The organism is Candidatus Pelagibacter sp. HIMB1542 (genome assembly GCF_052047835.1).
Lineage (GTDB): Bacteria > Pseudomonadota > Alphaproteobacteria > Pelagibacterales > Pelagibacteraceae > Pelagibacter.
On the sequence record NZ_JBNAJB010000001.1, the window covers coordinates 512952 to 536527 of the forward strand.

Consider the following 23576-nt stretch of genomic DNA (forward strand, 5'->3'; position numbering starts at 1 on the left):
TTTATTGTTGAATAACTTTTCCTTTAGGTCTGCTACCTTTTAAGTATTCACCTTTAATTAAAAAACAAATTGTTTCAGCAATATTAGTTATATGATCTCCCGCTCTTTCAAGATTTTTTGTTGCAAAAATCAAATGGGTTGAGAAATCTAAATTTTTTTTATCTTTTGAAAGAAAATCAATGACACTTTCCATGGCTATATAAGTCAAATCATCAACTTGTTCATCTTTTTCCCATACCTCTTTAGCTTTGTCATAATTTTTATTTACATAACTATCTAGAACATCATTTAATTGTTTAATTACTAAGTCTCCTAATCTCTTTAAATTTCCTAATAACTCCTCAGGCAAATCTAATGGCAATGGTTTGACTTTTTTTGCATTACTTTTAGATAGATCACCTATTCTTTCCAAGTCCTGAGATATTTTTAAAGAACTAATTGTTTCTCTTAAATCAATAGCCATAGGTGCTCTTTTGACTAGTAGAGTCATAATCTGAGTATCAATTTTAGATCTAAATTTATTTATTTCTTCATCACTTTTAATAATTTTATCAATAGAGTCTTTATCAACTTTAATTACTGCATCCATAGAATCTACCATTTGAGACTCTGTCAAACTTCCCATTTTGATAACTGAGTCAATTAAGTATCTTAATTCTTCTTCATAAGATTTTACTGTATGCTCATTGCTCATAATTTATCCAAATCTACCTGTAATATAGTCTTGTGTCATTTTATTATCAGGATTTTTAAAAATTTTCTCTGTTTTACCTACTTCAATTAACTTACCTAGATGGAAAAAGCCTGTTTTTTGTGAAACTCTAACTGCTTGAGCCATTGAGTGTGTCACAATCACAATTGTATATGTTTTTTTAAGTTCATCGATTAATTCTTCAATTTTTGCTGTTGCTATAGGATCTAATGCTGAACAAGGTTCGTCCATCAATATAACTTCAGGATTTACAGAAATTGCTCTAGCGATACAAAGCCGTTGTTGTTGACCACCAGAAAGTCCTGTACCTGGCTCGTCAAGTCTATCCTTCACTTCTTCCCATAGAGCAGCTTTTCTTAGACTGCTCTCAACAATTTCATCTAACTCACTTTTGGTTTCACCCTTGCCATGAATTTTTGGACCGTATGAAATGTTATCATAAATACTTTTTGGAAATGGATTGGGTTTTTGAAAAACCATTCCCACTCTCTCCCTTAAAGATACAACATCTAAATTTTTGTCATTAATTTCAATACCATCAATTTCAATATTTCCAGTAACTTTACAGATATCAATTACATCGTTCATTCTATTCAGACATCGAATAAAAGTAGATTTTCCACAACCAGATGGACCAATTAAAGCTGTAACCTCTTTTTCATTTAAATCTAAATTAACATCAAACAACGCTTGCTTCTCACCGTAGTACACATTTAAATTCGTTGATTTAATTTTTACTTCGTTCATTAGTTCCATCTTTTCTCGAATTTCTGTCTTAAATATACCGCTAAGAAATTCATTACAATTAAAAAACTTAATAACATCATGATAGTAGCAGATGTTTTCTCTACAAATCCCCTTTCAGCAGACTCAGACCACAAATAAACTTGGACAGGCAGAGAGGCTGAAGGATCTATTGGTGTAGAGGGGATATCAACTACAAATGCAACCATACCAATTAAAATTAATGGAGCTGTTTCTCCTAAAGCTTGAGCTAATCCTATAATTGTTCCTGACAAAGTTCCAGGCAACGCTAAAGGAACAACATGATGAAATACAGATTGAAATTTAGAAGCGCCTACGGCTAAAGCACCCTCTCTAATAGATGGTGGAACAGCTTTTAAGGATGCTCTGCATGGAATAATAATTCTAGGCAGTGTCATTAAAGCTAGAGTTATTCCAGCAACTAATGGTGTAGATCTTGGTAATTGGATTGTTGCTAATAATATTTGTAAGGCTAATAAACCATAAACTATTGAAGGAACAGCTGCTAAATTATTGATATTAATTTCTATAAAATCAGTAATCTTATTTTTTGGAGCAAATTCCTCTAAATAAATTGAAGCCAACACTGCAACAGGAAAAGCTAACAATAAACAGATAATTATACTGTAAAAAGATCCAACTAAAGCACCACCAATACCAGCAAGTTCAGGATCACGAGAATCTCCATTTTTAAAAAAATAATTATTAAAATTCTTAATAATTTTTTTATTTTCAACCAATGTATCGTAAATAACTAATTGGAAATCAGATATTCTTCTTCTGTCTTCTGGTAAATCTCTTGGATAATTTCCTTTATGCAATTGATCAATATCATCTGATGCTGTTATCTCTATATTTAATGATTTTCCAATTAAATTGTTATTTTCTAAAAAAGCTCTTTTAATTTCAATCTCTGCATCTGTAGTGAATAAATCAATTAATTGATTTTCTTGATCTAAATCTTTAGCAGGGTAAACTTTTAATAAGCTCTCAATAGTAACATCATAGAAATCAGCATCTAAAATCTCATTCTCTGTATCTCCATTTTGTATTTCTAAAAGCTCTTGATCATAAAAAACTTCAACATTTATAGCTGTTTTCATGAATGCAGAACTACCTTTTGAAAAAATATTGTGAACCAAAATAATGACAAACAACAATGCTACAAAAATTGATGCTAGACCATAAAATCTAAATCTTTTTTCAGCATTATGTCTTTTTTTTAATCTTTGATCTTTAGTCATATTTCTCTCGGTATTTTTTAACTGCTCTTTGAGCAATATAGTTAAGAACAAGGGTTGCTATAAACAAAGTTAAACCCAAAGCAAAAGCAGATTGAGTTTTTGGACTATCAAACTCTTGGTCACCAACTAAAATCATTACAATCTGGGTGGTTATAGTTGTTGTGGACTCTAATGGGTTAATAGTTAAATTTGCTGCAAGACCAGCTGCCATAACAACAATCATTGTTTCACCAATTGCTCTTGATACGGCAAGTAAAACTGAGCCTATGATACCTGGCAATGCAGCAGGTATAACTACTTTTTTTATTGTTTCAGACTTTGTTGCACCTATTGCATAAGAACCATCTCTTAAAGATTGTGGTACAGAATTAATAACATCATCAGATAATGATGACACATAAGGGATGATCATAATACCCATAATCAATCCTGCTGCGAGAGCACTTTCTGAAGATACGGTTAATCCTAAACTTTCACCAATTTGTCTAAAAAAAGGACCAACTGTTAGTGCTGCAAAAAACCCATAAACAACTGTTGGAATACCAGCTAAGATTTCAATTATTGGTTTTGATATTCTTCTTATTTTTATTGAAGCGTATTCAGCCATATATATTCCAGAAAATAATCCAATTGGAACTGCGACTAACATAGCAATTAAAGCAATAAATGAAGTGCCTGCGATCAATGGAATAAATCCAAATGCATCTTTAAGTTCTTCATATTCAGCTGCTGTTATTGCAGATGCATCACTAACAAAAGCTCTCTGAGGACTCCAATTAGTCCCAAATAAATAATCAAAAATATTTATCACTGAGAAAAACTTTATACTTTCAAATAAAAGTGAAAAAATTATTCCTAAAGTGGTTAAAATTGCAATTAGAGATGAAGCAAACAATAATCCTTTTAAAATTTTTTCAACATCATCTCTTGCTTTGTTGTTATTTTTGATTTTTTTTAACGAATAAATTACTGAAGCAATGACAATAGTAAAAATTAATACTATTTTTGAATTAGTAAAAATATTAATAAATTTTGCATATGAAATTGCACTTTCTTTTAAAATAATATTTATATCTCCAAAAAAAGTACCTGCATAAATAGCTTTAATTTTTTCATAAACTAAATTTGCTTCATTCTTATCATTAAAAATAGCCCCCTTATTTGCAGCAGTTTCAATAATTATTGATTTAATAATTACTGGTTCGAACAATGTCCAGATAACCAGGAACACTAAAGAAGGTATCGAACACCATAATACCAGGTAGTATCCATAAAATTTTGGAAGTGCGTTTAATTTAATATTTTTGTTTATTGAGATACTTTTAGTTTTTGATTTACCGTAAAAAAATAAAGATAATGAAAATATTGATATTAAGAATATTAAGACGAAGTTCATTCGAAATGATGTCTATCTTCTAAATGTTACAGTTTTGTTACAAATTAAATTCTAGATTGAATAAAAAAAAGGCCAGATAAACTGGCCTTTTTTTGAAAATAAGATTTTAATTAATTAATACTTATTATGTTTAAATCTAATGCTGCAGTTCGAGTAACTTTGTACTTGTCAGATGCTAAAGGAACTAATCCAATTTTTCCCAAGTATCCTCTGTTACCCATAGCTTTTTTTGAAGTAAACTCTTTTAAGTATTCTTCAATACCTGGGACAACACCAATATGTGCTTTTTTAACGTAAAAGAATAATGGTCTAGCAATTGGGTATGAGTAATCTTGAATACCTTCTAGAGATGGTTGTACACCTTCAATAGAAGCTGCTTTTACCTTATCTTTATTTGCCACAAGGTAACTGTAACCAAAGAAACCATAAGCATCAGGGTTTGATGTTAATTTTTGTACAATGAGAGTGTCATTTTCACCAGCCTCAACTGCATAACCATCTTCTCTCATTTTTGCACATTCTTTTTTAGCTTTGTCACCAAATAAAGATTTTGCTGTTTTAGAGCAACCTTTACCCATCACTAATGAATTCCAAGCATCTCTCGTTCCTGACGTTGGGGGTGCAATTAAAATTTCAATTTTTTTGTTTGGAAGACTTGCATCAATATCACTCCATTTTTTATATGGATTTTCAACAAGTTTACCATCAACATCAACTTTAGCTGCTAAAGCTCTCCATAATTGCTCTTTTGTAAAGTTAGAGTCTGGAGCACTAACTGCATGTGCAAAAGAAATACCATCATTACCTACTACAATTTCAATAATTTCAGATACACCATTTTTTTCACATAATGCTTTTTCTTTTGGTTTAATCGCTCTTGATGCATTAGTTACATCTGGGTGGTTAACACCTACACCAGCGCAAAACAATTTCATTCCACCACCAGTACCTGTACTCTCAATAACTGGAGTCTTAAACTTCCCACTTTTGCCAAATTTTTCTGCAACCACTGTTGCGTAAGGATATACAGTCGAAGATCCTACAATTTTGATTTGATCTCTTGAGTAACTAGTTGTTGTAAAACTAAGTACTAAAAGAAATCCAAATATTACACTTATTACTTTTTTCATAATTCTCCTTTTTAGATTCATAATGCGAACTAAATAGATTTGATTCTTAAATATTTTATTAAAGGAAGGTTAAACTTTTGTTACAACCACTAACTTTTTAGTTGTATTATAGTGAGTTAAATTTGATATCTATAGTTGTCCCTTGATTTTCTACACTATTAATATCCATTTCAGCTCTATGTTGTGAAACTAAATGTTTAACAATTGCTAAACCAAGCCCAGTTCCTCCAACACTACGACTTTTGCTAGGATCTACTGTAAAAAATCTCTCTGTGATTCTATGCAAAGATTCTTTTGGTATACCTATTCCCTGATCTGCAATTGAAACAATATTAAGTTCACCGTCTTTTTTTGTGGAAATTGTAATTTCTTTGTCTTTGTCGCTATATTTAATTGAGTTATCGATAAGGTTTGTAAAAATTTCAATTAATTTATCTCTGTCACCAATTATTTTAAAATTTTCTATTTTATTAAATTTAATTTTAATATTATTTTTACTAATTATTTTTTCGTATGTTTTAATTACATAATCTAACAATTCTATTAAATCTATTTCATGAGTTGGTCTTATATGTTCTTGAAGCTCAATTTTTGATAACGATAATAAATCTCTAATTAAATTTTCCATTCTTTCTGATTGAGACATCATCACAGGTAATAAATTGGTCATTTCAGAATTATTTTTTAATTCTGAGTTATTATCAAAGGTCTCAAGGCCCATTTTAATTGACTGTAATGGTGTTCTAAGTTCATGTGAAACATTGGCTACAAAATCTGATTTTAGCTGCTGGAATTTATGGAATTCAGTTAAATCTCTAATTAATAAAACACATGTTTGTTCATCAAAAAAAATGTTATTGTGATCTAAATAAGCAGTTATATTTAATCTTTGAGTTGCTTGATTTCTAATTTCAATTTCCAAATCTGTAACATTTGTACCTTGAAAAGCTTTATCAATAGAATTTAAAAGATCTGGATTTCGTAAAAATCCACTTATATTTTCATTTAATTTTATTTGAAAAAGTTTATTCGAGGAATTATTGCTAAAAATTATTTTTTTACTTTTATCTAATATGATTACTGCTTCTGGAATATAATTTAGTAAATCATACAAATTGTTTCTGTAATCTTTGCTTTCAACAATTTTAACTGTTTGTTTTTCAGAGTTTTCTTCAACACTAATTCCAAACACTCTTTCTTTTTTTAAGAGAAAGAAAGTTAATAATCCAATTATTATTAATAAAATTATTGTTAACAAGTCCACTACTTTACTCTGCCATAAATATCTTGGTACCTAACTATATCCGTTTCTTTCAATATTGATCCAACTTGAGCTTCCATAATTTTAACTGGTTTTTGTCCAGGATTTTGCACTCTGTGAATGGCTTCTAATGGAATAAATATATGCTCTCCAGGTTTTTTAATAATCGTCTCTTTGTTTAGAGTTATTTTGGCATTACCTTGCGTGACTAACCAATGCTCAGCTCTATGATGATGTTTTTGCAAACTTAAAATGCCTTTTGGTTTTACATAAAGTTCTTTAATTAAAAATTCTTTACCCTCAAACAGGTTTGCGTATCTACCCCATGGCCTAAAATAAACATTTTTCTTCTTAATGTATTTGTTTTTATTTTTGTTATACATTTTTAAAATTTCTTTCCAGCTTCCAAGATCTGACCAAGGTAAATCTAGTTTGATTGCATTAATTTCTTTAGTTTTTTCAAGGATTGCGTAATCAAACGATTTAGCGGTTGCTTTTATAAATGAAGCTTTATTTAAATGATAAGTGTTTGATTTATATTTTGCCTTATTAACAGCTGTTACACAATTTCTGTATATTGTTGGGTTGTATTTTTTAAAGTTATTGATGATTGAATCTTTTCGAAGATAAAACATTCCTGAATTCCAATATCCATTTTTTCGAATGATTTCTTTTGCTTTTGCTTCTTTAGGTTTTTCAATAAATCTAGTTACTTTATTAATGTTACCTTTAATTTTTTTAGTTAAGAAATAACCGTAATCACTTGTTGGAGATTTTGGTTTAATACCAAATACAAAAATATTATTTTCATTAAGATTGGACTTATTTTTATTGATAGCTTTGTTAAAAATGCTCATTTTCTCAATCAAATGATCTGCTGTAAAAAACATTAGTGGCTGATTATCAGGAATATCTTTTATTAAAGCTGTACTTAAAATAGCAGGAGCTGTATTTCTTTTAGCTGGCTCAACAACAATTTTATATTTATTGATTTTGTATTTTCTTAGATGTTGTTTAACTTTGCTTAGATATTTTTTGTTTGTGCTTATAATGGGTGCATCATAAATTGATGCTTTTGTTCTCTCTAAGGTTTTTCCAAGTAAAGTCCAATCACCAAAATCAATAAATTGTTTTGCTTGATGATTTTTAGAATCTGGCCAAAGACGAGTACCAGCACCACCACATAAAATAACTGGTCTTATTTTCATTAAATCTCTGAGTAGTCTTTAACTTCCTTTTTCTTACCTGGATGTGTTGGCGCTCCTAGATACGCTGGTCCAACTGTTTGGGCATATTTCCACAAAGTTCCCGATCCAAAGTCAGATTTTTTAGCTTTCCATTTTCTTCTTCTTGATGCTAATTCTTTTTTAGAAAGTCTTACATTGATAGTTCCTTTTTTGGCATCAATATCAATGATATCTCCGTTCTTTAAAAGGCCTATAGGACCCCCTAGAGCGGCCTCAGGGCCTACGTGACCCACACAAAAGCCTCTTGTAGCACCAGAGAACCTTCCATCAGTTATAAGGGCTACTTTCTCCCCTTTTCCCTGACCGTAAATTGCACCAGTTGTCGATAACATTTCTCTCATACCGGGACCTCCAACTGGTCCTTCGTATCTAATAATAATTACATCCCCATCATTATACTTTCTGCTTTGAACGGCTTTCATAGCACTTTCTTCATTATCAAAGCATCTTGCTTTTCCAGTAAATTGTAATTTTTTAAGTCCTGCAACTTTAACAATTGCACCTTCTGGGGCTAAGTTTCCTTTTAACCCAACAACACCACCTGTTGGTGACAATGGATCTTTATAAGATCTCATTACTTTTTGTTTAGGATTAAATTTAATATTTTTTAAATTTTCTTTCATGGTTTTACCTGTAACAGTCATACAATCACCATGAATATATCCACCTTCGTATAAAGTTTTTAACAACATTGGTACACCACCTGCTAACCACATATCTTTAGCAACATATTTTCCACCAGGTTTTAAATCTGCAAGATAAGGTGTTCGTTTAAATATTTTTGCAACATCCATTAAATCAAATTTAATTCCTGCCTCATTAGCAATAGCTGGTAAATGAAGTCCTGCATTTGTAGATCCACCTGTTGCAGCAACAATGGTTGCAGCATTTTCTAAAGCTTTTCTAGTAACAATATCTCTCGGCTTAATTTTTTTCTGTAAAAGGTTCATAACCATTTTACCACTTTCTTTTGCGTACTTATCTCTTTCCTCGTAAGGAGCAGGCGTTCCTGCTGAATAAGGTAATGCTAAACCAATTGCTTCTGATACACATGCCATTGTATTGGCTGTGAACTGACCACCACAAGCGCCTGCACTTGGACAGGCAACTAATTCTAATTTTCTAAGTTCTGCTGCAGACATTTGGCCTGATGAATGTTTACCAACTGCTTCAAATACATCTACTACAGTTACATCTTTTCCTTTGTAAGTACCTGGAAGAATTGATCCTCCATAAATAAATACACTTGGTACATTAAGTCTAACCATTGACATCATTAAACCTGGCAAAGATTTATCACATCCTGCAATACCAACTAATGCATCATAACAATGTCCTCTAACAGTAAGTTCAGCAGAGTCTGCGATAACCTCTCTTGAGATTAATGAGGATTTCATTCCTTCATGACCCATTGCAATTCCATCTGTAACGGTAATTGTACAAAATTCTCTTGGTGTTCCACCATTTGCTCTGACGCCTTTTTTTACAGATTGTGCTTGTCTCATTAAAGCAATGTTACAAGGTGCTGCTTCATTCCAAGTTGAAACTACTCCAACAAAGGGCTTTGCTACATCTTTTTCAGTTTCACCCATTGCATAGTAAAAAGATCTATGTGGTGCTCTATCTGGTCCTAATGATGTATGTCTACTTGGAAGTTTCTTTTTATTAAATTTTGCCATTATATACCCTTTATAGTTACTGATATTTTCTCAATATCATTCTTTAAATTATTATAATTAGTTTTTTCTTGTTCAACAATCTCTTTTGGAGCACGGTCTACAAAACTTTTATTCTCTAATCTTTGAGATATTTTATTCATTTCCTGTTCTAATCTACTTTGTTTAGTTGTTAAGTTTTCTTTGATTAATTTTAAATCTACATCTTTATCAAAATAAATTTTGAATAAGTCACCTGAAACAACCATTGTTGCAGCAGGTTTTTCTAAATCATCATCAAGGATGTTATTTATTCTACCAAGTTTTTTTAGGATAACTTCATTCTTATTAATAAATTCTTTTTGATTGTCATTAATACCATTAACTGAAACATCAATAAATGATCCTGGGCTAACATTAAGCTCATTTTTAAAGGATCTAAGTTCTGAAATAATATTGATGATATTTTCTACCTGCTCAGTGTTATTATCTTTATTAACTACTCCTGTTACCCAATTTTTATGCATTAAAAAATCTCTACCATTCTTATCAAATTGGTCTTTTAGCCATATTTTCTCTGTTACAAACGGAATGAATGGGTGAAGTAAGATTAATATTTGTTTGAATACGTAAGATGATACTTTTTTAACCTCTGCTTTTGCATCATTATCATCTGAAAATAAGATAGTTTTAGATAACTCTAGATACCAATCACAATATGAGTGCCAAGCAAACTGATAAGCGTTTTTTGCAGCTTCATCAAATCTATAATCCTCAAGATTTTTTTGAATTTTATTCTTTGCTTCTATTAACTCTGAATATATCCACTTATTAATATTTACCTTTAAATTGGGTAAATCATCAATATCTTTAAAATCACATTCATTTGTTATTAAAAAGTTATTAGCGTTCCATAACTTATTTAAAAAATTTCTATAACCTTTAACTCTATCTTCCGATAATTTAACATCAGTTCCAGGTGAAGCCATTGAAAGTAAAGTAAATCTCAATGCATCAGCACTATATTTTTCAATTAAATCTAAAGGATCAATTACGTTTCCTTTTGATTTAGACATTTTCTGACCTTTCTCATCTCTTACAAGTGCGTGAACATAGATGTCTTTAAACGGTTCTTTATTTAAAAATTCTGTTCCAAACATAATCATTCTTGCAACCCAGAAAAAGATAATATCAAAACCAGTTACCAATACTGAAGTTGGATAAAATTTCTTTAAATAATCATCATCTTCTGGCCAGCCTAAAGTAGCAAAAGGCCATAAACCAGATGAAAACCAAGTATCCAAAACATCAGGATCTCTAATTAATTCTACTTCTTTTTTGTAAAATTCTTTTGCTTGTGATTTTGCTTCTTCTTCATTTATAGCTACAAAAATTTTATTATCAGGTCCGTACCATGCTGGTATTTGATGCCCCCACCACAATTGCCTTGAAATGCACCAAGGTTCAATATTGTTCATCCATTGAAAATATGTCTTTGACCAATTTTCAGGAAAGAAATTTGTTTTTTTTGAATTCACAACTTCTTTTGCTTTTACAGATAATTTGCCAGCATCAGCAAACCATTGCTCTGTAAGAAAAGGTTCAATTATAGAATTAGATCTATCTCCATATGGAACTTTATTTTTAATATTTTCTTCTTTTACAAAAAATTCTTTTTCTTTAAGTTCTTTTAAAATTCTTTTTCTAGCTTCAAATCTATCAAGACCTATATAACTCTCAGGAGCATTTTCATTTATCTTACCTTCTTCAGTAAAAATATTTATGATTTCAAGATTATTTCTTTGGCCAACATCATAATCATTAAAGTCATGTGCAGGAGTTATTTTTAATGCACCTGTACCCTGTTCAGGATCAGCATAATCATCTTCTATAATTTTAATTTTTCTACCAACAATTGGAATAGTTACTGTTTTACCAACGAATGATTTAAACCTTTCATCTTTTGGATTAACAGCTATAGCAGTATCACCTAACATTGTTTCAGGTCTTGTGGTTGCTATAGTTATAAATTCACTAGTTCCATCTATAGGATACTTAATATAGTAAATTTTTGAATTTACCTCTCTTTGATCTACCTCTAAATCTGAAATAGCTGTTTTAAGTACCGTGTCCCAGTTTACTAATTTCTTATCTTTGTAAATTAAATCTTTATTGTAAAGTTCTACAAAAACTTTAATAACTGATTTAGATAAGTTTTCATCCATTGTGAAAGCATTTCTTGACCAGTCACAAGAACAACCAAGTTTTTTTAATTGATTAATTATTATGTCGCCATATTGCTCTTTCCATTCCCAAACCTTTTCAATAAACTTGTCTCTACCAATCTCATTCTTATCTATCTTTTCAGAAGTGAGTTTTTTCTCTACTAAGGCTTGCGTTGCAATACCAGCGTGGTCAGTTCCTGGTTGCCATAAAGTTTCATAATTATTCATCCGATGATAACGAACTAATAAATCTTGAATAGAATTATTTAATGCGTGCCCCATATGAAGACTACCAGTTACATTTGGTGGAGGAATTACTATTGAAAATTTTTTAGAATTTTCTTTTGGTTTAAATAATTCGTTTTTTTCCCAATATGAATAAATCTTATTTTCAACTTCAGAATGGATATATTTATCGTTACTCATTGATTTTAAAGTTTATAATTTAATAATCTTATTTAACAATAATCAATTTGGATCGTTATTTAATAGACTAATATAAAAAATTTAATATAAAAAGGCCTGAAGCTATTCGTCTAAAACAAGAAGGCAACGTGGCGGAATGGTTACGCAGAGGATTGCAAATCCTTGTATCCCGGTTCGATTCCGGGCGTTGCCTCCAAAAAAAATCTTGTTTTAGTTTTAAAAAAAAGTAAGTTGTGATTTTTACATTCCTCGGTAGCTCAGTTGGTAGAGCAGTTGACTGTTAATCAATTGGTCGCAGGTTCGAGTCCTGCCCGAGGAGCCAAAAAAAATTAATCTTAAATATTTAAGAATAAACAAACAACCAAAGGGGTCTCATTTTGGTTATGATTAAACTGCTTTAGAAATGTTAGATCCTGAAATTTGTAGTGTTTTGTTAAATTTTAATTTTTGATCAGCATTAAGTTCTGAATAAACTTTTGCTAAAAAATTATAATTAACATTCATATGTCCTTCTTGCGATTTTTCTAAGTTAACTAAATATTCTGAAAAATCTTCAAAGAAATAATTTATTGGTACTTTTAAATAATTTGAAAGCTGAAGTAATCTTATTGAACTTACTCCATTAGTCCCTTTTTCATATTTTTGAATTTGTTGAAATGTTACGTTTATCGCTTTTGCTACTTTTGTTTGGGTTAAACCTAAAGCCAATCTTCTTAACTTAAGCTTGTTCCCTAAGTGTTTGTTGAAATTATCTTCCATTAAGACCCCTCTTAATTAAATTTTAAAAGTCTATTGAACAAATTTATTTCAACTACTGCAATAGAAAAATTTATTTATTTTTTTAAAAAAACCTTAAAAACTAAAAACCTGTCAAGCAATTGTTAAGATCAAAATGTATATATATATATTTTACAAGATTTGGCTTAGGAAAAGCTTAGTACGATCACTCTTTGGATTAGCAAAAAACTCTTTTGTATCAGCTTTCTCTACTATCATACCCTCATCCATAAAAATCATTTTATCTGCTACTTCTTTAGCAAAGCCCATCTCGTGTGTAACAACAATCATCGTCATACCTTGATTGGCTAAATCAACCATTACATCAAGAACTTCTTTAATCATTTCAGGATCAAGTGCAGATGTTGGCTCATCAAATAACATTATCTTTGGTTCCATGCATAGTGCTCTCGCAATTGCGACCCTTTGTTGCTGACCACCAGACAATTGACCTGGAAATTTCTGAGCCTGATCAAGAATTTGAACTCTTTCTAAATGTTTTAGTGCTAATTCCTCAGCTTCTTTTTTTGGCATTTTTTTACCCAAATAGGAGCAAGTGTGCAGTTATCTACAATAGATAAATGCGGGAATAAGTTAAATTGCTGAAATACCATTCCAACTTCAGCTCTAATTTGCTCAATATTTTTTGTATCTTCAGTTAAAGTATTACCATCAACAATGATATCTCCTTGTTGATGTTCTTCTAATCTGTTTATGCATCTAATTAATGTAGATTTACCAGATCCAGATGGACCACAAACTACAATTTTTTCTTTTGGTTTAACTTCTAAATTTATGTCTTTTAATACTTGGAAATCTCCAAACCATTTATTTACATTTTTAATTTGAATAATACTGTCAGACATAATTATCGCTCTGTTTTATATTTTTGTTCTAGATTATAGCTATACTTACTCATTGCATAACAAATAATCCAGAAAATTATTGCTGCAAACACATAGCCTTCCATTGCAAATCCTAACCATTCTGGATTAGTTTTTGCTAAATTTAACATTCCAACTATCTCTAATAATCCAACAACAAATATTAAAGGTGTATCTTTAACCAATGCTAGGAAAGTATTAGCAATACCTGGAATTACTAATTTAAGTGCTTGAGGTAAAATTACAAATATATGCATCTTCCAATATCCCATACCTAATGATTTTGCTGCCTCATACTGACCTCTAGGTAAAGCTTGTAAGCCTCCTCTTATAACTTCTGCAACATATGCGGCTTCAAATAAAGAAATTGCTATAATTGCTCTTACTAATTTATCTATGAAAAAATCTTCTGGTAAAAACATTGGAAACATTACAGCAGACATAAATAGAACTGTAATTAGTGGTACACCTCTCCAGAACTCAATAAATCCTACAGATATATATCTAATCAAAGGTAACTCAGATCTTCTACCAAGAGCGAAAGCCATCCCTATAGGAAAACAGAAAATTAAACAAAAGAATGAGATTATAAATGTTAGAGATAATCCTCCCCAAGCTCCGGTTTCAACCCAATTTAAACCATCAAGTTTACCAAGTTCGATTAGTTCTTCATAAAAAACAAAGTGCTTAAGAACTATATAGATTGTTAATGGTACAATTAAAAAATAATAAAATTTAAATCTACTAGGAATAAAAAATCCGAGAATAATTGAAATAACTGCAGCAATTATACCATAAGAAAAATCAAAAAATATTGGACCACCTGATATAAAAAAGAAAATAAATAAGAAAGCAATAAAAGGATAAATTACTACGTAGTATAAAGTTAAATACTTTTTAAATTTCTCTGTAGCAAAATATCCAACTGATCCAAGTAACGCTAAAGAAATAAAAGATAAATTTATTCTCCATTGTTCAGCATTTGGATACATTCCATACATAAATCTATTGAACCAAACTTTTATATAAGTCCAACAAGCACCTGTTCCTGAACAAACATCTTTACTATCTCCTGCAAAACTAGCATCAACAAAAAACCAACTTAGAATTGGTGGTGTTGCTTTAATTGTTACAAAAATAATTAATAATGAAAGAACGGCATTAAAACTATTAGTATTAATATTTTTGTTTAGACTATCTAAAAATTTGTACCCACTATGCTCAATTCTAATAAAGTGAAGACCTATAAATCCAATCACTAAAGGGATCACAAAACTTAACAAAGTTGGTAGGAAACTAGTGATGTTAACATTAAAAAATGAATTCAAAAAAACATCTAAAACACTAATAAAAAATAACAAAGAACCTAAATACAAAAATGTATTTAAATTTTCTTTTTCAGGTCTTAAAAAATTAATTTTTGACATTTATTTTTCCTTAATAGCAATTTTTTTATTATACCAATTCATCAGTATAGAAATTGATATGCTCAAACTTAAGTAAGTAAGCATAGTAATAGAAACGATCTCAATAGCCTTTCCTGTTTGCATTAATGCAGTGCCTGCAAACACTAAAACTAAATCTGGATAAGCAATTGCAGCTGCTAATGATGAATTTTTTGTTAAGTTCAAATATTGGTTAGTAGTTGGCGGTATAATAATTCTTAAAGCTTGAGGCATTACTACTAATTTTAACACTTGATTTGGATTTAAACCAATTGATGCAGCAGCTTCTTTTTGACCTTTTCCAACACCTTGAATTCCGGCTCTTACACATTCTGCAATAAAAGTTGCTGTATATAACGCTAAAGATAAAGTTAGTGCAATTAATTCAGGAGGTAAGCTTACGCCACCTTCATAAATGAATGATGTGGTTGCAAGCTGTTTTAATTTTGGAATTTCAAAAGATAAACTTACTCCACCTATAACAAAACTTAACAAAGGTAATATTAAAATTAATCCTAAAGATATCCTTAAAACTGGTAACTGTTTACCTTGAGTTTCTTGAACTTTTATTGCATGAATTCTGATTACAACTATCGCAATTATTGCTGCAACTATTGAATAAAAGAAAACATTAAAGTTTTCCCAAACAAAAGCTGGAACATAAAGGCCTTTAATGGTTAAAAAGAAGACACCAAACATTGCATCAGCATCTTGAGGTAACGGCAATGCTCTTAATGCAGCAAAATACCAAAAAAATATCTGTAAAAGTAATGGAATATTTCTAAAAAATTCTACATAGAATGCAGCAAATTTATTAATCAAATAATTTGGTGAAAGTCTTGCAACACCAACTATTACTCCAAGTATGGTTGCAAATATAATTCCAATAACAGAGACTAAGATAGTGTTTAATAATCCAACTAAATAAGCTCTGAAATAAGAATGAGATCCATCATATTCGATTAAAGAAAATTGAACATCAAATGAAGATTCTTGAGATAAAAAACCATATCCAAAATCAATACCTCTATTTTCCATATTGACTTGAGCGTTATAACTAAAAAAACCAAAAACTAATATGACTGCTAAAACTGTAACTAACTGAGGAACTATTTTTTGTAATTTGAAGTTCATTTAAGAGCTTATAAAAAAAAGGGCTAGAAAAATCTAGCCCTTTTTAATTAGTTAAATATGCAATTATCTTGCAGGTGGTACGTAAAGAATTCCACCTTTAGTCCATAATTCATTTGGACCTCTGTCTGGTAAAATTCCAGTGTCAGCTATATTTCTTTTGTAGCTTTCACCATAGTTACCAACTTGCTTGATAATTCTTAAGCTCCACTCATTGTCTAGACCAAAAGCAGCACCTAATTCACCTTCAGCACCAACTAATCTTTTAACAGCTGGATTGTCTGAAGATTTCATCATATCTGCATTAGCTGAAGTAATTCCATACTCCTCAGCTTCGATCATAGCATTTAAAGACCATCTAACGATATCTTCCCATACTGAGTCACCTTGTCTAACAACTGGTCCTAAAGGCTCTTTAGAAACAGTTTCAGGTAATACAATGTGATCATCTGGGTTAGTCATTTTAGTTCTTTGTGCAGCAAGACCAGATTTATCAGTAGTGTAAGTATCACATCTACCTGCATCATAAGCAGCTACGACTTCGTCAGCTTTTTCGAAAGCAACTGGCTCATAAGAAATTCCTTTAGAGTTAAAGAAGTCTCTCATGTTTAACTCAGTTGTTGTACCAATGTTTGTACAAGCTGAGATACCATTTTTGAATTGGCTTGTTGAAGTAATACCAGAACTTTTTCTAACCATGAAGCCTTGACCATCGTAGAAGTTTACTCCAACGAAAGTTAGTCCGATATCAGCATCTCTAGAAAGAGTCCAAGTTGTGTTTCTTGATAAGATATCAATCTCACCAGAAGTTAAAGCTGTAAATCTTTCTTTAGCACTTAATGGTGTAAACTTAACTTTGTTTGCATCACCTAATACTGCAGCAGCTACCGCTCTACATACATCAACGTCGATACCAGTCCAATTTCCTGCTGCATCAGCATTAGAAAATCCTGGAAGACCTTGAGATACTCCACATCTTACAAAACCCTTCTTTTGAGTGTTTTTAAGTGTTTTAGATTTTTTAGCAGCCATAGTTTCTGTTGTAAAAGTGAACAACACTGCAACCATTGCTACTAAAGAAGTTAATTGTTTTAAGTATTTAAACATTATTCTTCCTTTTGGTTATTATTATTTGTTAACAAATAATTCAAAACTTAGTTTTGAATTCGCAGAATTAAAACATTTTAAAAAAACTACTTCAAGAGAAAATTATGGTCAAAAGACCAAGAAATGGCGCGCCCTGAAGGATTCGAACCTACGACCCTCGGTTTAGAAAACCGATGCTCTATCCAGCTGAGCTAAGGGCGCAATATTTGAAATACATATATATTACAAATTTAATATTTAAACAGAAATTTTTTAGCTATCAATAATAAAGATAACAATTCAATTCTTCCAATAATCATAAAGAAAATAAGAAAAAATTTAGTAATAAAATGTAAATTTTGAAAATCAAAATCACCCATTCCATAGGCTGAAGAATTAACAGTATTCATTAATGTTAATACTGCCAGTTTAAATGAATATTCAAAATTGATTTCACTCAAAGATAAAAAAATGGTTAATGAAAAAAGTGAGATTATAAAAATAATAATTGTAAGAAAATATTTATTTATATCTTGAGTTGCAAAGTTAATTTTAGAAAATACTAGCTTATTCATCAATACATTTTTTGGTCTGCTAAATGAAAGTATTTGATTTAAAGAATATTTTGTTAAAGAGTAAATTTTTAAAAATCTTAATCCTGAACTTGTAGAAATAAATGAACCTCCAATTATAACCAAAAGTAAATACAAAAATTGAAGATTAGTTTGTTCAATATTCAATGAAATTCCTATATTTGAAATACTACTTACTAAAGATAAAAAACTATTAGAAAAAGTACTATCGTAACTAAAAAATATAAAAAATATCCCAACTGTTATTACAAAATATAAAAATAGATGTATATCCTCATGAAAAAAATTAATATTTTTTCTTAAAAAGATTAAATTGTATAGAAAGAAAATACTGAAGAAAGAAACTAGCATTAATAATGAAAAAATTATTATCTGTGAATTTTGAGTTAGTATTGTTGAGAGATCATTTACTGGTAAAAAACCACCTGATGAAATAATAGTCATTGATAAATTTAATGAATTAAAAGATCTAATTCCAAATAAATTAAGAATTATAAAAATAGATAATGTTAAGCTTGAATATAAAATAAATATTTTAATTGTTTGTTTTAAAATTTCGGTTGTATTAAATGATAAAAAATTTGTAAGAGATTTTTTTAAGTTTTCATCATAAATATCAATTAAAAAAATTATAGAAAATAAAAAATACAATCCACCTATCCACTGAATAGATGATCTCCATATTATTAAACCCTGATCAATATGCTTTATATTTTCAAATATTGTAAAACCGGTTGATGTAAAGCCAGACACTGCTTCAAATAAAGCGTTTAAAAAAGTTAAATTATAAATACTAAAATAAAATGGAATAGATAATACTATTGGCATAATAAAATATCCCAAAAGTACTGTTAATATTTTTTCAAATGTTGTGGGTTTTTTTTCTGAGGTGTCTATTTTATAGAACAAAAAACTAATTAAACCAGAGATTACTAAACTAAAGTAATATGTATTTAAGTTTAAGTATAAATTGAAATAATAAGAGTAAATAATATTTAAAAATGAAAAAACTGAAATCAATAGAAAGAAAAAACTTAAATATTTTACCCGAAGTATTGGCATTTAATTAAATTGAGCTAATTCTAAAAATGTTTTCAACAACTGAGATTGAGTCTTTTTTAGCTAAAAAAACTACTTTATCTTCTTTTTGAAACACGAAGTCAGATCTAGGTATAATTACTTTATTGTCTCTAAGTACGGCACCTATTCGAATTTCTTCTGGAAGATTTGAATTTTTTAATTCTTTATTAATTAATTCAGATGTCTCTATTATCTCTGCTTCTATCACCTCATATTCACCATTCATAATTGTATAAGCTGTTTCAATTGTTCCTTTGTGTATATGCTTTAAAATACTAGAAACAGTATTCATTCTAGGATCAATCAAATCATCAATTTTAAGTGAATTCTGTAATAATGAATAATTTGGCTTATTAATTAATGCCATTGTTCTCTTGTCATCAATTTCTTTTTCATCTTTTGCAAATTTTTCAACTAGTACACTTACCATTAAGTTATCCTCATCATCATTTGTAAGAGCTAGAACAGTCTCTGCCTCTTCTAAATTTGCTTCAGCTAAAACTTCCTCATCTAACGCATCTCCATTGATAACTATTGTATTGTTTAGCTCACTTGCAAGAAATTCAGCTCTATCTTTATTTTTTTCAATAATTTTTACTCTTGCAGCATCTAAATTTTCTTCAATATTTTTGGCTAAATTAAAACCAATATTACCTCCACCAACTATAAGAATTTTTTTTGAAATTTTTTCGGTATGACCAAATGCTTCCAAAGTCTCAGACATTTGGGTTGAATTTATAATCACATAAATCTTATCATTAGTTTTTATTTCATCAGTTTTTTTTGGAATAAAAAACTTATCCTCTCTTATTACACCTATTGCATTTGCTTTGAGATTAGGGTATTTTTTTGTAAGATCACTTAATTTAATATTGATCAAATTACAATTTTCATTAATTAATATTTCTAATAACCTGATTTTATTTTCTGCAAAGGGTACACTGTCTAAGGCGCCAGGTGCCTCAAGTTTTCTTTGAATTGATTTTGCAATTTCAATTTCTGGTGAAATAATAACATCAATTGGTAAGTTTTCTTTATTGTAAACTGTTGTAAACTTAGGATTTAAATAATCTTGTGATCTTATCCTTGCAATTTTTTTTGGAATTTTAAATATTGAAAATGCAATTTGACATATAACCATATTAATTTCATCGTTTCGAGTAACTGCTATAATCATATCGGCCTCTTGTGCATTAGCCTTTTCAAGAATTGACGGGTAACTTCCTTTTCCAACTATGGCTTTAACATCAAGTGCATCATCAATTTTTTGAATATCTTCGCTAGAAGGATCTATTACGGTAATAGAATGACCTTGTTCACTGAGCTGCTTAGCAATAGTAAAGCCTACTCTACCTGCTCCACAAATGATAATGTTCATTTAATTAAATTCTTTAATTCCCAAGCCCTTTAATTTTCTATGTAAGGCAGTTCTTTCCATTCCAACAAAATTAGCTGTTTTTGATATATTTCCATTAAATTTCTTCAATTGAATAGTTAAATACTCTTTTTCAAACTTTTCTCTAGCCTCTTTTAATGGCACAGAAAGGCTGTTTTCAGCCAATTGTTCATCAAAATTAATATTTTTTAAGGATTCTTTTATTATATTTGATATTTTTTCCTTTGTGTTTGGTTGTAAAATTGCAATTCGTTCAATTAAGTTTCTTAATTCTCTAACGTTGCCGTGCCAATCATGATTTAGGATGTAAGTATTATCTTCATCTATTTCTAATTCATTAATATTGTAGTTCTCAGATATTTTTTTTGAAAAATATTTAATCAAAAGTGGTATGTCTGAAATACGTTGACTCAATGGTTCAACATTTATTTCAAAAACATTAAGTCTATGAAACAAATCTTCTCTAAAATTTCCTATTTCAATTTCTTTTTTCAAATCCTTACTTGAGGAGCAAATTAATCTAACATTTACACTTATATCATTTGAACCATTAACTCTTTTAAATTTTTGATCTGTTAAAACTCTCAAAATTTTTGACTGTATATCCAAAGGTATCTCTGAAACTTGATCTATCAATAAGGTTCCTTTGTTAGCTTTTTCTAACGCTCCATAAGATATAGAGCCATTATCTTTTTCTTCTCCAAATAATTCCAATTCATATTTATTTGAATCTAATAAGGCGCCATTCAAAACTACAAATGGATTTTTATTTCTTTTTGATAATTTATGAATTTTTCTTGCTATTAGTTCTTTTCCAGATCCTGAAGGACCATTAATAAATACCCTACTTTCTGTAATTGAAATTTTTTTAATTTGATCATTTATATTTAAAATATTTTTACTATTTCCAATTAATTCATAGGATGAAAACAACTTTGTTTCATATTCTTTATTTTGTCTTTTAAGATCGTAGTTCTCAACCGCTCTTCTAACAAAATTAAGCAATCTCTCTTGATCAAAGGGTTTTTCAATAAATTCAAAGGCTCCTTCGTGAAGAGATTTCACAGCCATTTCAATGTTAGCGTGACCTGAAATTATAATAACAGGAACATCTTTATCTTTTGATTTAATGTGTGATAACAGCTCTATTCCATCATTATCACCCTTGTCTAATTTAACATCAAGAATTGCAACATCAGGAAGTTTTTTATCTATTTCAGATAATGCTTGATTATAATTTGCAGCAAGTCTTGTTTTATACCCAGCGTCTAAAATTAGCTCATTAATGATATTCCTTATATCAGCATTATCATCTACAATTAAAATTTCAGAACTCATTCTATTTAATAAAATCTATTTTAATTTTTGCACCTTTCTCTAAGGGTATAAATTCAATTTTTCCATTATGGTCGTTTATAATTTTACTTACTATTGAAAGACCCAATCCAGTTCCATTTTTTTTAGTAGTAAAGTATGGATTTAAAATATCTTTAATATTTGCAGCAAATATTCCAAAACCAATACCATTATCTATTAAATTGATTATTATGTGGTTATTTCCCTCATTAACTTCAATGGTGATTTTTTTCTCTAAATTGCTGTCATTTTCTGCTTTTTGTTGAATACTTTCGATAGAATTTTTGATTAAATTAAAGAAAACTCTTGCAAGTTGTTCTTTATCACTATTTAAAAAAACCTCTTTTGAATTGGTGTTAACAGAAATATTAATCGAATTATCTAACTCATTTAATAATTTGATATTCTCCTGAATAATTTGAATTAAATTATTTTCTTTTAAAATTGGTTTTGGCATACGAGCAAAATCAGAAAACTCGTTAACTAGATTTCCTATTTGTTTTATTTGGTTGTTTATAATCTTTAAATTTTCATCAAAATTTTCTTTTTCATTTTCATTAACCTGATTAGAGTATTTTGTTTTCATTCTATCTATTATTAATTGTATTGGAGTTAATGGATTTTTAATTTCATGCGCTAGCTTTCTTGCTAAATTACTCCATGCTTCATGTCTTTCATTAATAATTAATTTTTCTTGTTGATTTCTTAATCTATCAATCATCAAATTAAAATTTTTATTCAAAATTTCTAAATCTTTATCAGTTTTTACCTCTGGAACTTTTGTGTCAAATTTTCCCTCGCCAATAGATACAGAAGCATTAATTAAATTATTAATGGATCTGAAAAATCTAGAAGAAAATCTTATAGCAATTGATATAGAGACAAATAATAATACACTTACAACTATAACATAAATAATTGCAAAAGATATCTTGATGCCAGTGCTTTTTTCCTCAACTGTATAATAAAAATTTATAGCTTCCTCAGACTCAGTTAAGTATCTTGAAATATTTTTATCCAGATATTTAATTACATATAAAAATCTATTATCAAAATTTTGCAATCTCATAATTGCAGCTGATATATTTTCTGGAGCATTAATTATTTTCAATGGCCTATCGTCATCAAGTACTAATGCTAAAGCTTTATCAACGGGTGGTATGTATGACTGATTATCTTTAAGAGATGTAAATAATAGTTTTTTATCAATATTTATAATATGTATTTCATCAACACCTCTGATTAACTTTTGTGTATCTAAAAATCTTTTATACTCTTTAGGGTTATCATTTAGAAAATTTTTACTTTTATTAGTATCAAAGGCAATTAGCACAATATCTGATTGAATTTTATCTCTAATTTCTTGAACATAGTTTTTAGCAAGTTCATAAGAATTATTAACAACAGTGGTAACTTTTTTGTCGAAATATTTTTCTAAAGCGAAAGAAAATAAAAATAATGAAAAAACAGAAATTAAAACTGATGGTATTAAAGTAAAAAGAGCAAAAACAGTAATATATTTTTTGTTAGATTTTAAACCATCTTTATCTACATCAGTTTTTATTGCTCTATTAATTTCAAAGAAAATAAAAACAAAAAGAGCGACCAGCAATAAAATATTTAGTACCAGTAGATACTGTAAGTTTTTATCTGTTAATTTTATAAAACCTTTATCAATAAAAGTTAAAAAAGTTAAAAAACCTATCGATAATGTGATAATAAATAATATTATTAAATAAATATTTTTCTTAATAAAATCTGTCATTT

Annotated in this window: 17 protein-coding genes, 3 tRNA genes and 1 pseudogene; 2 read left to right on the forward strand and 19 right to left on the reverse strand. The window is 29.2% G+C overall.

The genetic code is table 11. The features are described 5' to 3' along the window. Position 1 precedes the first annotated feature (1 nt). From phoU to ACTTBI_RS02870, 9 genes are all read right to left on the reverse strand, one after another. On the reverse strand, positions 2-694 hold the full coding sequence (gene phoU, locus ACTTBI_RS02830) for a phosphate signaling complex protein PhoU (protein ID WP_262589241.1): 693 nt from the start codon (positions 692-694) through the stop codon (positions 2-4). Between the two features lie 3 nt (positions 695-697). Beyond that, a complete protein-coding gene (pstB, locus tag ACTTBI_RS02835; RefSeq protein WP_440614405.1) occupies positions 698-1459 on the reverse strand; it encodes a phosphate ABC transporter ATP-binding protein PstB in 762 nt (253 codons plus the stop codon). Further along, positions 1459-2721 (reverse strand): phosphate ABC transporter permease PstA, encoded by a 1263-nt coding sequence (pstA, locus tag ACTTBI_RS02840; RefSeq protein WP_440652466.1) that lies wholly within the window; start codon positions 2719-2721, stop codon positions 1459-1461. The genes pstB and pstA overlap by 1 nt, the downstream gene beginning before the upstream one ends. Further along, entirely contained in the window at positions 2714-4117 is a 1404-nt protein-coding gene (pstC, locus tag ACTTBI_RS02845; protein WP_440652467.1) for a phosphate ABC transporter permease subunit PstC, read from the reverse strand. Before pstC ends, pstA begins: the two co-directional genes overlap by 8 nt. Positions 4118-4227: 110 nt before the next feature. Next, complete coding sequence (locus ACTTBI_RS02850) at positions 4228-5247, reverse strand: substrate-binding domain-containing protein (protein ID WP_440652468.1); 1020 nt, start codon at positions 5245-5247, stop codon at positions 4228-4230. Positions 5248-5353: 106 nt separating this feature from the next. Next, positions 5354-6511 (reverse strand): ATP-binding protein, encoded by a 1158-nt coding sequence (locus ACTTBI_RS02855; protein WP_440652469.1) that lies wholly within the window; start codon positions 6509-6511, stop codon positions 5354-5356. Beyond that, positions 6511-7716 (reverse strand): sugar phosphate nucleotidyltransferase, encoded by a 1206-nt coding sequence (locus tag ACTTBI_RS02860; protein ID WP_440652470.1) that lies wholly within the window; start codon positions 7714-7716, stop codon positions 6511-6513. The genes ACTTBI_RS02855 and ACTTBI_RS02860 overlap by 1 nt, the downstream gene beginning before the upstream one ends. Continuing rightward, positions 7716-9434 (reverse strand): dihydroxy-acid dehydratase, encoded by a 1719-nt coding sequence (ilvD, locus tag ACTTBI_RS02865; RefSeq protein WP_440618459.1) that lies wholly within the window; start codon positions 9432-9434, stop codon positions 7716-7718. The genes ACTTBI_RS02860 and ilvD overlap by 1 nt, the downstream gene beginning before the upstream one ends. Further along, on the reverse strand, positions 9434-12061 hold the full coding sequence (locus ACTTBI_RS02870) for a valine--tRNA ligase (RefSeq protein WP_440652471.1): 2628 nt from the start codon (positions 12059-12061) through the stop codon (positions 9434-9436). The genes ilvD and ACTTBI_RS02870 overlap by 1 nt, the downstream gene beginning before the upstream one ends. Before the next feature lie 122 nt (positions 12062-12183). On the opposite strand from ACTTBI_RS02870, the gene ACTTBI_RS02875 reads away from it, so the two are divergent. Both ACTTBI_RS02875 and ACTTBI_RS02880 read left to right on the forward strand, forming a co-directional pair. Then, positions 12184-12257: transfer RNA gene (locus ACTTBI_RS02875), tRNA-Cys, on the forward strand. 50 nt (positions 12258-12307) lie between these two features. Further along, a tRNA-Asn gene (locus tag ACTTBI_RS02880) sits at positions 12308-12383 on the forward strand. A gap of 65 nt (positions 12384-12448) precedes the next feature. Here the strand turns inward: ACTTBI_RS02880 and ACTTBI_RS02885 are convergent. From ACTTBI_RS02885 to ACTTBI_RS02930, 10 genes and pseudogenes are all read right to left on the reverse strand, one after another. Continuing rightward, positions 12449-12820, reverse strand: coding sequence for a helix-turn-helix domain-containing protein (locus ACTTBI_RS02885; protein ID WP_262589252.1), 372 nt, complete (start codon positions 12818-12820; stop codon positions 12449-12451). Positions 12821-12970: 150 nt separating this feature from the next. Beyond that, a pseudogene (locus ACTTBI_RS02890) lies at positions 12971-13704 on the reverse strand (amino acid ABC transporter ATP-binding protein). 2 nt (positions 13705-13706) lie between these two features. Then, the gene (locus tag ACTTBI_RS02895) at positions 13707-15149 is read right to left on the reverse strand and encodes an amino acid ABC transporter permease (protein ID WP_440652472.1); all 1443 of its coding nucleotides are present in this window, start codon (positions 15147-15149) and stop codon (positions 13707-13709) included. Then, entirely contained in the window at positions 15150-16301 is a 1152-nt protein-coding gene (locus ACTTBI_RS02900; RefSeq protein ID WP_440652473.1) for an amino acid ABC transporter permease, read from the reverse strand. 63 nt (positions 16302-16364) lie between these two features. Continuing rightward, positions 16365-17405, reverse strand: a complete 1041-nt coding sequence (locus ACTTBI_RS02905; RefSeq protein ID WP_440618463.1) for an amino acid ABC transporter substrate-binding protein — start codon at positions 17403-17405, stop codon at positions 16365-16367. Between the two features lie 124 nt (positions 17406-17529). Then, a tRNA-Arg gene (locus ACTTBI_RS02910) sits at positions 17530-17606 on the reverse strand. A gap of 29 nt (positions 17607-17635) precedes the next feature. After that, positions 17636-18805, reverse strand: a complete 1170-nt coding sequence (locus ACTTBI_RS02915; RefSeq protein WP_440652474.1) for a TrkH family potassium uptake protein — start codon at positions 18803-18805, stop codon at positions 17636-17638. Between the two features lie 238 nt (positions 18806-19043). Beyond that, entirely contained in the window at positions 19044-20435 is a 1392-nt protein-coding gene (trkA, locus tag ACTTBI_RS02920; RefSeq protein ID WP_440652475.1) for a Trk system potassium transporter TrkA, read from the reverse strand. Continuing rightward, positions 20436-21791, reverse strand: coding sequence for a sigma-54-dependent transcriptional regulator (locus ACTTBI_RS02925; RefSeq protein WP_440652476.1), 1356 nt, complete (start codon positions 21789-21791; stop codon positions 20436-20438). 1 nt (position 21792) lies between these two features. After that, positions 21793-23574 (reverse strand): ATP-binding protein, encoded by a 1782-nt coding sequence (locus tag ACTTBI_RS02930; RefSeq protein ID WP_440652477.1) that lies wholly within the window; start codon positions 23572-23574, stop codon positions 21793-21795. Between the last annotated feature and the right edge of the window lie 2 nt (positions 23575-23576).